At 46.6% G+C, this 16,100-nt stretch carries 1 protein-coding gene (only partly in view); it reads left to right on the top strand.

What is annotated here, in order from left to right:
* Positions 1 to 16,089 carry the 3' portion of a non-ribosomal peptide synthetase gene (locus Q5C82_RS04445; protein ID WP_003221063.1) on the top strand. It extends 456 nt beyond the left edge of the window, so 16,089 of the gene's 16,545 nt are visible here — the last part of the coding sequence; its start codon lies beyond the left edge, outside the window; it ends in the stop codon at positions 16,087 to 16,089.
* The last annotated feature ends 11 nt before the right edge of the window (positions 16,090 to 16,100 follow it).

Genomic DNA, 16,100 nt, shown 5'->3' on the forward strand with positions numbered 1-16,100 from the left:
GAATGCATTGTGCTCATAACGATTCACCATATCATATTTGACGGTGTGTCGATGCTGACATTGATATCGGAACTTTTTAAGGCGTATCAAGAATTAGTGAATGGGATTGAGCCCGTGCCGCAGCCGCTAACAGCTGATTATTACGATTTTGTCGATTGGGAAACCCGGATGCTGAATAGCAGAGAAGGGGAAGAGCATCTCGCTTACTGGAAAGAACAGCTGTCTGGGAATCTGCCAGTTCTTGATCTTCAAGCTGACCGCTTGCGGTCTTCTGCACGAAAATTCAAGGGGCAAGCATATAAAAGCTTGCTCCCTCATCACCTGAGAAATCAAATCAAATCGTTTGCCCGCACCAATCATGTAAATGAATCGGTTGTATTTCTCTCCATTTACAAGGTCCTGCTGCATCACTATACAAAACAAAAAGATATCATTGTCGGCGTTCCGACAATGGGTCGGCATGAAGATAGCTTTGAAACCCTTATCGGTTACTTTATCAACATGATGGCTGTTCGGAGCAAGAATATCGGATCTCAGCCATTTACAGCATTTATTCGGGACCTGCAGCTGACAATGGCTGACGGTCTGGACCATGCGGCATATCCATTCCCAGCATTGGTAAGAGAGCTGAATGTAGACCGCTCGGCCGCGCATTCGCCGGTTTTTCAAACAGCCTTTTTGTACCAAAACTTCTTTCAAACAACAGGCTTGCAAAAAGTGCTTGAACCATATCAAACGCTTGGCATTGAATATATTGAGGATATTCGGCAAGAGGGAGAATTTGAGCTGGCACTCGAGATATATGAGCAAGAAAATGATACAGTGCTTCATCTTTTGTACAACCCTGATCTATATGAATTGTCCTTCATTGAAAGCATGATGGAGAACTATATGAAGCTCGCGCAACATATGATGGAGGACCCGTCTTTGCCGCTTGAAACCTACTCTTTGCAGTTACATCAAGAACAAAGCAGTTTACTGGAACAATGGAATGCGACAAGCACAAACACGCCAAGTGACAAGTGTATACATGAAGTGTTTGAGGAAAAAGCGAAACAAACCCCGGATGCGGTTGCTGTGATTTTCGAAGACAGGTCTCTTACATATAAAGAAGTAGATGAAAAAAGCACATCTTTGGCAATCTACCTTCAACATCAAGGGGTTGGACCTGAACACCCCGTTGGAATTTGTACAGAGCGTTCGTTTGATATGATCATCGGGATTTTAGGAATACTGAAAGCCGGCGGAGCGTATGTGCCGTTAGATCCAAGCTTCCCGCAAGAACGGTTGGAGTACATGCTCAAAGACAGCCAGGCATCCATTGTCCTGACCCAACCTAACGTTCATCATACGATCAGCGGATTAATTGACAGCCATGTAAAAGCAATCAATATCGAGTTGGCTTGCCGAAACGGTTATACAGATCAGCAAAGCAGCGGTTTAAAGCGGGAAGTAAAACCGGAGCATCTCGCTTATATCATTTACACATCGGGAAGCACCGGACAGCCCAAAGGGGTTATGGTAGAACATCGGAGCATAATGAATACCCTGAATTTTCTTGAATCCCACTATCCTGTAACTGCTGAGGATGCATATCTACTGAAGACGAACTATGTGTTCGATGTATCAATCTCGGAATTGTTCGGATGGTTTATCGGAAACGGCCGCCTTGTGATTCTTCCGCCTAATGGAGAGAAATCACCGCAGAAGTGCATGGATTATATTGAAAAATACAAAGTGAGCCACATTAATTTTGTGCCGGCTATGCTGCATGTTTTTTTAGAAACGGCGAAAGACAACAAGCAGCTAACAGAGGATGGACCGCTCAAGTATATGATGGTTGCCGGTGAAGCTTTCCCTAAAGAATTAGTGAAAAAGGCGGTATCGATCTTTAAAAACTGCCGTGTTGAAAATATTTACGGACCTACTGAAGCCTCCATTTACGCTGCGTATTTCGGATGCGGAAAAGGAGATATTGCAAGTCACCATACGCCGATTGGAAAGCCTGTCTCCAACATGAAAATTTATATTGTGGACCAGCATTTGAAACCTGTGTCGATCGGAAAGCCTGGTGAGCTTTGCATCGCAGGCGACGGTTTGGCAAGAGGATACTATAATAAGCCGGGTCTTACGGCTGAAAAATTTATAGACAACCCATTTGAACCAGGGACAAAGCTTTATAAATCGGGTGATTCAGCAAGATGGCTTCCTGACGGCAACATAGAATATTTAGGCCGGATTGACAGCCAAGTCAAAATACGCGGTTTTCGCGTCGAACTGGGTGCAATAGAAACAAAGCTAAGTGAATATCCGGGCATTTTAGATCAGGCGGTCGTGGTGAAGCAGCTCGAAGGCCATCAACAGCTCGCTGCTTATTATACAGAGGAAAGCGGACATTCCCCTGCAGACCCAAAAGAGATGCGCCGTCATCTAAAATTCAGTCTGCCGGAATATATGATACCTTCACACTTTATCCGCTTAGATGAGTTGCCGTTATCGCCTAGCGGAAAAGTGAACCGTAAAGAACTGGAGAAACGCGAGATCGTTTTCAATAAAAAGAAACCAAATCGCTTGCAGTTAACGGACATAGAGGATCAGGTGCTTCGCATTTGGGAGGAAACGCTCAAGGTCAGCGGATTTGGGCCGGAAGACGGATTTTTCGATGCGGGCGGCGATTCACTTCTGGCTGTAGCTGTTGCTGAACGAATTAAAAAAGAATTGGATTGTGAGTTTAGTGTTACCGAGCTGTTCGAATATTCCACCATCCGTGCAGCAAGCCAATACGTTTTGGAGATGAAAAACTCAGAAAAAGCCATGACTCGAAATGAAGACGATGATGATCTCAAAAGAGACGGAAAATACCAGCAGCAGACGATCCCTCCTTATTTTGACGACAGTGTTGCGATTGTCGGGATATCCTGCCAATTTCCGGGTGCGAAACATCATCATGATTTTTGGAATCACATCAAAGAAGGCAAAGAAAGTATTCAGTTCTTCTCTGAAGAAGAGCTTCGTGAAAACGGAGTTCCGGAAGAATTGATTCAACATCCTGACTATGTGCCTGTACAATCTGCGATCGAGGGGAAAGACTTATTCGACCCTGGTTTCTTTCAAATTTCTCCGAAAGATGCAGAGTATATGGACCCTCAGCTCCGCCTCTTATTGCTGCATTCCTGGAAAGCGATTGAGGATGCAGGATATGTGACAAAGGAGATTCCGGGCACAAGTGTATATATGTCTGCAAGCAACAATGCATACAGAACGTTATTGCCGAAGGAAGCAACAGAAGGGCATGAATCACCGGATGGCTATGTCTCATGGGTTTTAGCCCAAAGCGGAACCATCCCGACGATGATCTCGCATAAGCTCGGATTAAAAGGGCCAAGCTACTTTGTTCATTCTAACTGCTCTTCATCACTAGTCGGCTTGTATCAGGCATACAAAAGCCTGACATCGGGTGAATCTCAATATGCGCTTGTCGGAGGCGCAACATTGCACGCACAATCAGCGATCGGATACGTGCACCAAAACGGGTTGAATTTTTCAAGTGACGGACATGTTAAGGCGTTTGATGCTTCGGCTGACGGAATGGCCGGAGGTGAAGGTGTAGCGGTCATCCTGCTGAAAAAAGCTGTGGATGCCGTAAAAGACGGAGACCATATTTATGCCATTATGCGCGGAATAGGTATCAATAATGATGGCGCAGATAAGGCCGGCTTCTATGCGCCAAGTGTAAAAGGCCAAACAGAAGTGATACAGCATGTATTGGATCAAACCAACGTCCATCCTGAAACGGTCAGTTATATTGAAGCGCACGGAACGGGAACGAAATTAGGCGATCCTATTGAATTGTCAGCTTTAAATAAAGTGTACAAGCAATACACCGACAAAACACAATTTTGCGGAATTGGTTCAGTGAAAACGAATATCGGCCATTTAGATACGGCTGCTGGGTTAGCCGGATGCATTAAAGTTGCGATGAGCTTATACCATAATGAACTTGCACCGACCATTAACTGCACGGAGCCGAATCCGAATATTAATTTTGAAAGCTCTCCTTTTTATGTAGTTCGTGAACGAAAGCCGTTAGAGAAACGTGCAGGTGTCCATCGGGCGGCTCTGAGTTCATTCGGGCTTGGCGGCACTAACGCCCATGCTGTATTTGAGCAATATGAAAACCTTTCTGCATGGGCAGGGAACGAAGGCGATCAGCCCTACATCATTCCTGTATCAGCAAAGAATAGCGAACGGCTCCAAGTATACGTAAAGGAACTGCTGACCTATATCAGTCAAAACGAGCAAACGCATATCTCTCTAAGAGATTTTGCATACACCTTCCAGGTCGGCCGGGAAGCAATGGACAGCAGGGTCGTTTTTATAGCGAACGATCTGGAAGAATGGAAACAGCAGCTGGATGCTTTTGTGAATGGAAAGCCGCTCGCAGAAGGCTATATTCAAGGAAAAAAAACGAGAATGATATCCGCTGAACAGTTGCTTGGAAACGCTGAAGCGGAAGAACTGGCTGCATCACGGATATCAAAAGAAGAATTGAAAAAGCTTGCCGACATGTGGGCAAAAGGCTTTCACGTTGAATGGCGAAGGCTTTACCAAAATACGACGCCGCGCCGCATCAGCTTGCCGACATACCCTTTTGCTGAAGAACGGTACTGGCCTGAAAGCAGCACCGGCGATAACACAACAATTGAACCATCGCATTTGCATCCTTTGGTGCACCATAATACATCGATTCTGTCAGAGCAGCGGTTCAGCTCCACCTTCACGGGACAAGAATATTTTATTGCCGAGCATATCATTAAAGGCATGGCGATTTTGCCGGCGGCGGTCACGCTTGAAATGGCAAGAGCCGCTATAGAACAAGGAATTGGCGGATTGGAGGATCATGAAACCGGAATCAGGCTGAAAAACGTCGTGTGGGTTCGTCCGGTTGTAGCAGGAGATGAGCCGGTTCACGTCAACATCGGACTTTATGATGAAGACGGCGGACACATTCTTTATCGGATGTATGGTGAGCCGGAATCTGATGATGCAGAACTAGTTGTATATAACCAGGGTATAGCGGAATTGATGCAGGTAAAGCAGGAAAAAGCGCTGGATCTTTCTGAGATCAAGACCCGATGTGATCAAAGCAGAGTAGACGCTGCCTTGTTTTATGAAGGAATGATCGGAGCCGATTACGGTCCCGGTTACAAGAGTGTAGAGACCGTATATAAAGGCGACGGACAGCTGCTTGCCAAATTATCACTGCCGGAATCTGTGATGCATACGTCAGGCGATTATGTTCTTCATCCAAGTGTAATGGATGGGGCGTTACAGGCGGCTGAATATTTGCAAAACGTCGTTAGAGCGGAGTTATCAGACAGTGTAGATTTTAAGGCAGCACTGCCGTTTGCCCTGGAGGAGCTTGAGGTCTTTCATCCATGCGTCACTGACATGTGGGTTTATGTTCAATTCAACGCGAAAAATAAACCAGGGGACCTGATACAGAAAGTCGATATTGATCTATGCGATGAGCATGGCACGATTTACATGCGGATAAAAGGATTTTCGACGAGAGTGATGGCGGCTGATATACAAACCGAACCATCAAAAATAAACGCTGAAACTTTATTGCTTCAGCCTGTTTGGCAAGAACAACAGGCAGCTGAAGGCGCTGCTGCAAAAAAATATGCAGAGCATCTCGTGTTCCTATGTGAACATGACAATGAGACGAGAAAACAGATTGAAGCTGCGATCGAGGATGTCCATGTATATAGCCTAGAAACAAGGCCTTCTTCAGTGGATGAGCGTTTCCATTCTTATGCGGAACAAGTGTTTAAGAAGGTGCAAGAGATCACTCGCACGAAACCGAAAGGCGACATTCTTATTCAGATCGTAACCTTTGCAGAAGGAGAACAGCAATTGTTTTCAGGGTTGACTGGACTGTTGAAAACGGCCGAGCAGGAAAATGCCAAACTAACCGGCCAAATGATTGAAGTCAGCAGTGAAGAAGGCGGAGAAAGCATTGCTGGCAAACTGATAGAAAATCAAATGAGCAGCGATTCATATATCAAATATCACAACGGTACACGATACATTGCTGATTGGCGTGACATCAAAACGGCAAACCATGACATCAGCAAGCCTTGGAAAGATGATGGCGTTTATCTCATTACAGGAGGTACCGGAGGCTTAGGTCTTATTTTTGCAAAAGAAATCACGGAACAAACGAAGAATGCGACGGTGATTCTGACGGGCCGCTCGCCTCTTAGCGAAAGTAGAAGGAAAAAGCTTAAAGAGCTTCACGGCAAGGGGGCTGAGGTCACCTATCAGCAAACAGATGTTACCGATAAGATTGAAGTTTACCAGCTCATTGACGGAATCCAGAAAACATATGGCCGACTGGACGGCATTCTTCACAGCGCGGGAATCATCAAAGACAGCTATATGGTCAATAAATCAGCTGATGACCTGCACGACGTACTGGCGCCTAAAGTAAAAGGACTTGTTTACCTAGACGAAGCGACTAAGGATTTGCCGTTGGACTTCTTTATTCTCTTTTCATCACTTTCTGGAAGTTTAGGAAGCATTGGTCAGTCTGACTATGCGGCAGCCAATGTATTTATGGATATGTATGCAGGCTATCGAAATAGGCTTGCCGCCCTCAGCCAGAGGCACGGTAAGATGCTTTCTGTAAACTGGCCGTTATGGAGCGAGGGCGGCATGAAGGTCGATCAAGAAACAGAGAAAAGACTTGTGCAAATGGCCGGGATTGTTCCTATGAGAGCAAAAAAAGGAATTCAGGCATTATATCAAGCGTTTCATTCCGAAGCAAACCAAGTAATGGTGATCGAAGGCGATGTGCAGAAGATAAAACAAAACATACTGGCAAAAAGCGCCTCAGCACCTATGGAAAAGAAGGAAACAGAGCGTATGACTGAACAAGTAAAAAACATCGATACAGACAGTTTGCTGGATAAAGTAAAGGCGATGTTAAAGCGGGAGGTCGCCAAGCTGTTAAAGGTTAAGCTTGAAACGATTGATGATCATGCCGAGATGACGGTATATGGACTTGATTCTATCTCAATGACGGAATTCACCAACCATATCAATCGCGCCTATAAATTAGAGCTGACGCCAACCGTCTTTTTTGACTACCCGACGATTCATGCGTTTGGCAAGCATTTGTCAGAAGCATATCAATCGGTGTTTGCGAAGACATTTGCTGTGCGCGCAGCATCGGCTCAGGTTCAGGTTCAGCCTGCTGCCAAACAGGAACAAGCCTTACATGTCAAAGCTAAGAGACGCCGAAAGCCGCACGTCACAATGCAAAACGCCGCACAGAGTGATGTTGGGCGAGAGCCAATTGCCATTGTAGGGATAAGCGGGATTTTCCCTATGGCGAAAGATGTTGAGGCATACTGGAAGATCTTAAAAGAGGGCAAAGACTGCATGACGGAAATTCCGAAAGACCGCTGGGATTGGCGGGAATATGAAGGTAATCCGGCGAAGGAAGTCAATAAAACGAACGTAAAATGGGGCGGTTTTATTGACGGAATTGCAGATTTTGATCCATTATTTTTCGGCATTTCCCCGCGTGAAGCTGAACAAATGGAACCTCAGCAGCGCTTACTGTTGACTTACGCCTGGAAGGCGATCGAAGATGCAGGGTATTCGGCGAAACGTCTGTCTGGCACAAAAACAGGCGTCTTCATCGGAACGGGAAATACAGGGTACAGCTCTCTTTTGTCAAAAGCCAACTCGGCAATAGAAGGCTCAGCGGCGGCCAATACAAGCCCTTCAGTCGGTCCGAACCGGGTCAGTTATATCTTGAATCTGCATGGGCCGAGCGAACCGATTGATACAGCATGCTCCAGCTCATTGGTGGCTATCCACCACGCCATCTCTTCAATTGAGGAAGGCACTTGTGACATGGCGTTAGCCGGCGGCGTGAATACAATTATCCTACCTGAGGTGTATATCAGCTTTGATAAAGCGGGGGCACTGAGTAAAGAAGGAAAATGTAAGACGTTTTCGAATCAAGCCGATGGTTTTGCCCATGGAGAAGGGGCCGGCATCCTGTTCTTGAAAAAATTAAAAGCGGCTGAAGAAGCGGGAGACCACATTTACGGAGTCATAAAAGGCAGCGCAATCAATCACGGCGGCCGTGCAGCATCTTTAACGACGCCTAATCCGAAGGCGCAGTCGGATGTCATTCAGTCGGCATATGAAAAAGCGGGAATCGATCCGAAAACTGTGACCTACATTGAAGCGCACGGAACCGGGACGGAGCTTGGAGACCCGGTTGAAATTAACGGATTGAAATCAGCTTTTAAAGCACTGGGGGTGAATGAAGGAGATCCATCAGCCAATCCTTATTGCGGATTGGGGTCTGTGAAGACAAACATCGGCCACTTATCGCTGGCAGCCGGTGCAGCAGGGATCATTAAAATATTATTGCAGCTTAAGCACAAAACCTTAGTGAAAAGTCTTCACTGCGAAACCGTGAATCCGTACATTCAGCTGAAAGGCAGTCCGTTCTATATCGTCCGGGAAACAGAAGAATGGAAAGCGCTGAAAAATGAACGGGGAGAAGAGCTGCCTCGCCGAGCAGGTGTCAGTTCATTTGGGATCGGCGGCGTAAACGCCCACGTGATTATTGAGGAATATATTCCAGAAGCAGCCGATGAAATTATACCGTCCATCACACCTGAACATCCGGGTATCTTCAATTTATCAGCTAAAAACGAAGCGCGGCTTAGAGAATATGCACAGCAGCTGGCAGATGCGCTTGATAAGGAAACATATCGTGACGTAAATCTCACCCGCATCGCTTATACACTGCAAGCCGGACGGGATGCGATGGAAGAGCGTCTCGGGATTATTTCCGGTTCCATTGAGGATCTGCAGCAAAAGTTAAAAGACTTTGCAGCAGGCAAAAGCGGTGTGGAAGATTTATTTAGAGGCAGGATTGATAAGGGCACGCTGCAAATGCTGACAGAAGACGAAGAGATTCAAGAAGCCGTTGAAAAATGGATGGAACGGGGAAAGTACGCAAAACTGCTTGAGTTATGGGTAAAGGGGCTTGATGTAGACTGGACGAAACTGTATGGCGAGAATCTACCAAAGCGCATCAGCTTGCCGACGTATCCTTTCGCAAAAGAACGTTATTGGATCTCTGATCATATTCAAAAAAGCGGCCGCCCTGAAGCAAACAAAGCAGCCTCCCGCCTTGGAGGAGCCATACTCCATCCATTAATGCATCAAAACACATCGAACCTCTCGGAACAAAGATTTAGCTCCATCTATACGGGAGAAGAGTTTTTCCTTGCCGAACATGTTGTCAAAGGCCAACGGATCTTGCCGGGAGTGGCGCATCTTGAATTGGCGCGGGCGGCCGTCGAACAGGCAGCAGGGGTACAAGATGTTCCGTGCACCATGAAGCTAAAGAATGCGGTTTGGATGCGGCCTATTGTTGTAGAGGATCGGCCGCAGCAAGTACACATCAGGCTTTTACCGGGCGAAAATGGTGAAATCTCTTATGAAATCTACGGTAATCCAGACGCTGCAGGCGAACAGTCAATCGTCTACAGTCAAGGCAGCGCAGTATTAAGTCCTGCTGAAAACCTGCCGGTGGTTGACTTGCAATCCTTGCGGGAGCAGTGTCAGGAAAGCCATTTCAGCGTTAATGAAGTATATGACACCTATCAAATGATCGGTTTTGAATATGGTCCTGCTTATTGCGGGATGAAAAAAATCTATACAGCCGAACATTTTGTTTTAGCAAGATTGTCATTGCATCCGTCTGCTTTAGATACGCTCAGCCAATACAATATGCACCCTGGGCTGATGGACTCTGCTTTGCAAGCATCAAGCATTTTAACAGGAGCGGGGGATAACCAGCTGACACTGCCTTTTGCGGTCCAAGAGCTTGAAGTCTTCGGAGCATGCTCTTCAGAAATGTGGGTATATGCAAGATACAGTCAAGGCAGCAAGGCGACTGATAAAGTACAAAAGCGGGATATTGATATGTTAGATGAGAACGGCAATGTTTGCGTACGGATGAAAGGATTGTCTTTCAGGGCAGCTGAAGGCGGCTCTGGATCGGCAGAACCCGTTCAAACGCTGGAAACCTTGATGTTTGAAGAACAATGGGTGCCTAAGGCTTGTGAGAAAGAAAATCCTGAGCCTCATTACGAACGGCACATTGTCATGCTTTGTGACATGAATGGTCTCTCAAAAGACAGCATTGAATCAAGAATGGTAGGAGCGGAATGCATTGTTTTGGAGTCTTTCGGCGAAGGACTGGCAGAGAGATTCCAAGATTATGCTGAACAAGCACTTGAGGCAGTACAGAGCCTTCTCAAAAGCAAGCCGCAGGGCAATATCCTGATCCAGCTGCTAACTTCTGCCCGAAGAAAGAAGTACTCATTTTCAGGGCTATCGGCGCTCCTTAAAACCGCCAGCCTGGAAAACAAAAAATTGATCGGCCAGACGATTGAGATCGATTCAAACGAAAACATTGAAAATATGATAGAAAAACTGAAAGAGAATAAAAGACACGCAGGAGATCAGCACGTCAAATATGAAACTGGCAAACGGTACATCAATGAATTACGTGAAATGCAAATGGCTAATCAGGACATAGGCCTGCCGTGGAGAGATAAGGGTGTATACCTCATCACGGGCGGTGCAGGAGGGCTCGGGTTTATTTTTGCAAAAGAGGTTGCTCGTCAAGCCGAACAGCCTGTGCTCATTCTGACAGGCAGATCTGCGTTGAATGCGGATCAGCAGGCGCAGCTTAAAGAACTTCAGCGCTTAGGGGCTCGCGCAGAATACAGACGGATTGATGTAACACAAGCAGAGGAAGCCTCCGGGCTTGTCACAAGCATCACGTCTGATTACGGAGACTTGAATGGCGTCATTCACAGCGCAGGGCTGATTAAAGATAACTATCTCATGAACAAAACCAATGAAGAGCTGATACAAGTTCTCTCTCCTAAGGTAAAAGGACTTGTGAATGTGGATGAGGCAACCGAGCATATCGCGTTAGATTTCTTTATCCTCTTTTCTTCAATATCAAGTGTTGCCGGCAGCGCAGGGCAAGCGGATTATGCGATGGCTAACGCCTTTATGGACAGTTATGCAGCTTATCGAAATGCGCTTGTGACTGCCATGTACAGGCACGGGCAAACGTTGTCGATCAATTGGCCGCTCTGGAAAGAAGGCGGCATGCGCGCGAATAAAGAAATTGAAAACATGACGTTGAAAAACACAGGTGTGACTCCAATGCAGACCGAAACCGGCATTCAGGCGCTGTATAAAGGTTTGGCATTTGGCAAAGATCACGTCATCGTCATGGAAGGGATCAGAGACATGATAAGGGAAAAGCTGGCTCAAAAACCGTCTTCTGATGATGTTCCAATGAAAACAGTGCAGGTACCGGTGAAGTCTGAAGCAAGAATGGACCAAGACAGTTTGTTTGACCACATTCAAGAAGCTTTAAAGCTAGCAATCTCTCAATTGCTCAAAATCAAACCTGAAGAGATTGACCCGGATATGGAATTTAATCAATATGGATTTGATTCGATAACGTTGACTGAATTTGCAAATACACTGAATGAGCAGTACAAGCTGGATCTCACGCCTACGGTCTTCTTCGAGTACGCAACTGTTTATGCATTTGCAGCGTATCTGTCAGAAGAGTATCCAAATGCCTTTACAGTTCAAACGCCTGTCAAAGCTGAGCAGCCTTTACAACCTGTAGAAAAAAATATAAAAAACATGACATTTTCAGCTGAAAACCGCTTTCCAAAACCATCGGTAACGCCAGTGCAAAAGGAAGCTGATCACGGGCCTGAGCCAATTGCGATTGTGGGGATGAGCGGCGTTTTTCCGAAGGCAAAGGACATCGAGGAATACTGGAAGAACCTGAAAGCGGGCGTAGATTGTATTACAGAGGTTCCAAAAGACCGCTGGGATTGGCAGGAGTATTACGGAGACCCTCTAAAAGAAGCGAATAAAACAAACGTCAAATGGGGCGGTTTTATTGATGAGGTAGCTGACTTTGATCCATTGTTCTTCGGCATATCTCCGCTTGAGGCAGAACAGATGGAGCCTCAGCAGCGCCTGTTAATGACCTATGCGTGGAAGGCGATAGAAGAAGCGGGATACTCAGCGAGAAGCCTGTCAGGGTCGAAAACGGGCATCTTCATCGGAACAGGAAACACGGGATACAGCTCGCTTCTGTCAAATGTCGATATCGAAGGCTCAGCAGCTGCAAACATGAGTCCTTCTGCAGGTCCGAATAGAGTCAGTTATTTTCTGAACATTCATGGACCGAGCGAACCGATCGACACTGCATGCTCAAGCTCTTTGGTCGCCGTTCATCATGCGGTTTGCGCAATTGAAAACGGAAACTGTGAAATGGCGATTGCAGGAGGTGTCAACACAGTTGTAACACCGCAAGGCCATATCGCCTATGATAAGGCCGGGGCGCTGAGCAAAGAAGGAAGATGCAAAACATTTTCTGATAGAGCCGATGGGTTCGCAGTCAGTGAAGGTGCCGGCATTCTCTTCCTGAAAAAGCTGACAGCTGCTGAACGAGACGGTGATCATATTTACGGTGTCATCAAAGGAAGTGCGGTCAACCACGGAGGCCGCGCAAATTCTCTGACGACTCCTAATCCAAAGGCTCAGGCGGATGTCGTGAAAACTGCATATGAAAAAGCGGGAATCGATCCAAGAACCGTGACCTATATTGAAGCGCACGGAACTGGAACAGAACTTGGTGATCCAGTAGAAATCAACGGCTTGAAAGCGGCATTTAAAGAGCTGTATGAAAAAACGGGAGACCCGGCTGTTCATGGCAGTCATTGCGGACTTGGATCTGCAAAGACAAACATCGGTCACTTATCGCTGGCGGCCGGTGTGGCGGGTGTCATTAAAGTGTTATTGCAGCTGAAACATAAGACGCTTGTAAAGAGTTTGTACAGTGAAACGATAAATTCGTATATCAGACTGGAGGACAGCCCGTTTTATATTGTGCAGGAATCCAGAGAGTGGCAGGCGCTGCGGGATGAAGCCGGCCGAGAGCTGCCTCGCCGCGCCGGCATCAGTTCATTTGGCATAGGCGGCGTCAATGCCCATGTGGTGATCGAGGAATATATTCCAAAAGAAACAACTCATCCCGCACAAGCGCAAGCTATGACAGCACAACACCCGGGCATCTTTATCTTGTCGGCAAAGGGTGAAGATCGTCTGAAAGACCAGGCCCGGCAATTAGCAGACTTTATCAGCAGCCAATCTATCCTATCTCGTGATCTCACTGATATTGCTTATACACTCCAAGAAGGGCGTGACGCAATGGAGGAGAGACTGGGGATCATCGCTGTCTCGGCAGAGGACTTGCTGGAAAAACTGAACCTCTTTATCGCTGGACATGCAAGTGCGATGTACATGTCAGGCAGAGCAGACAAAGGGCTCGTAAAGACATTGAGATCAGATGATGAAATACAGAAAATACTCAATAACAGCTGGGAACCACAAATATATGAAAGACTTCTTGAATTATGGATAAAAGGCATGGAAATAGATTGGAGTAAACTGTATGGCGGCAAACAGCCGAAACGCATTAGTCTCCCAACCTATCCATTTGCAAAAGAACGCTACTGGATAACGGATATGAAAGAGGGAGCAGTCACACATCATGCAGCAACTAGTGTCGAAACAGCAGCTTTGCACCCATTAGTACAGTCCAACACATCCGATTTATCAGAGCAGCGTTTCAGCTCGATCTTTACAGGTGCTGAGTTCTTTTTCACCGATCATAAGGTGAAGGGAAGCCGGGTCATGCCGGGTGTAGCATATCTTGAGATGGTTCATGCTGCCGTTACGAGATCAGTGAGAGGAATCAAAGAGACACAAACTGTTGTTCACATCAAAAATGTTGTGTGGGTGCAGCCAATAGTGGCGGATGGCCAGCCTGTTCAAGTCGATATCAGTCTGGATCCCCAGCAGGACGGTGAAATTGCTTTTAACATCTTTACAGAGGATGCGCACAATGGGCGGAAAATACACTGTCAGGGCAGTGCTGCAATCAACGAGGCGGGAGACATTCCAGTTCAGGATATCAGTGTGCTTCAAGATCAATGCTGCCTAAGCACACTCTCACACGACCAATGTTATGAATTATTTAAGGCGATCGGCATTGACTACGGACCTGGTTTTCAAGGAATAGATCGGCTTTATATCGGCCGCAATCAGGCCTTGGCAGAACTTTCACTGCCTCCTGGTGTATCCCACACGCTGGACGAATTCGTTCTCCATCCAAGTATGGCAGACTCTGCGTTACAAGCGTCGATCGGGCTGAAGCTGAATTCAGGTGACGAGCAGCTTTCCCTGCCTTTTGCGCTGCAAGAGCTTGAAATATGTAGTCCGTGTACAGACAAAATGTGGGTGTCTATCACATCTCGTCCACATGAGGACAGAATACAGAGACTGGATATTGATCTGTGTGATGATCAAGGTCGAGTGTGTGTACGAATCAAGGGTATTTCCTCAAGGGTGCTGGAAGAAGACATACAGCCGCAAGATGAGCCGACATCACCAGATATCAAGGCATCTCTTGATGAATCGCTTCTTATGGCGCCGGTATGGGATCAAGTGAAACAGGAGAAGAACATCATTCCTCCTGCAGATGAGCGTATTGTCATCCTCGGAGGGGATGACAACAGCAGAAAAGCTGTTCAAAGACAGTTCCCGTTTGCCAAAGAGCTGCACATTGAACCGAACGCATCGAATTATGAGATTGCAAACCAGCTTGAAGCACTCGGACCGTTTGACCATATTGTGCGGCTGTCTCCTTCTCGTGTGACAGAAGGGGAAGTCGGCGATGACATGATTGAAGCCCAAGATCAAGGCGTGATTCAAATGTTCAGGCTCATTAAGGCAATGCTCTCTTTAGGCTATGGTGAAAAAGCCATAAGCTGGACGGTCGTGACGGCGAACACGCAATGTGTTGATCAGGATGATGTTGTCGACCCGTCTGATGCCGCTGTGCACGGCCTGATCGGTTCGATGGCAAAAGAATATCCAAATTGGCAGACAAAGCTAATCGATGTCAAGAATCATGAGGACTTGCCGGTGTCTGAGATCTTTTCCCTGCCTGCTGATCAAGAAGGGAATACTTGGGCCTATCGAAATCAGCTCTGGTATAAACTGCGCTTGATTCCAGTGCACAACAATCAACCAGTGCACACGAAGTATAAGCACGGAGGCGTTTATGTCGTCATAGGCGGCGCAGGCGGTATTGGCGAAGCTTGGAGTGAATATATAATCAGAACATACCAGGCGCAGGTCGTTTGGATTGGCAGAAGAAAGATGGATGCTGCTATTCAAAGTAAGCTGGACAGACTTGCACGTCTAGGGCCAGCCCCGTTTTACATTCAAGCTGATGCGGCTAACCGCGAGGAATTAGAACGCGCTTATGAAACAATGAAACAAAAGCATCGAGAAATCAACGGCATCATTCATTCTGCCATTGTCTTGCAAGACCGAAGCTTGATGAATATGGATGAAAAATGTTTCAGAAACGTTCTTTCTGCAAAAGTTGATGTAAGTGTGCGAATGGCTCAAGTTTTCCGGCATGAACCACTTGACTTTGTTTTGTTTTTCTCTTCTGTACAATCTTTTGCGAGAGCTTCCGGACAAAGCAATTACGCTGCCGGCTGCAGTTTTAAGGATGCTTTTGCACATCGGCTTTCTCGAGTATGGTCTTGTACAGTGGCCGTGATGAATTGGAGTTATTGGGGAAGCATCGGTGTTGTTTCCTCACCGGAATATCAGAAGAGAATGGCTCAGGCAGGCATTGGCTCTATTGAAGCCCCTGAAGCGATGGAGGCATTGGAATTGCTGCTCGGGGGACCGCTGAAGCAGCTAGTGATGATGAAAATGGCAAACGAAACGAGTGATGATGAAGCGGAACAGATAGAAGAAACAATTGAAGTTTACCCGGAAACTCACAGTTCCGCCATTCAAAAGCTGCGAAGCTATCACTCGGGTGACAGCACAAAGATTCAACAACTGTTATAGGAGGGGAAGCG

Origin of the sequence: uncultured Bacillus sp., from assembly GCF_958411575.1 — a bacterium.
GTDB lineage: Bacteria > Bacillota > Bacilli > Bacillales > Bacillaceae > Bacillus > Bacillus spizizenii.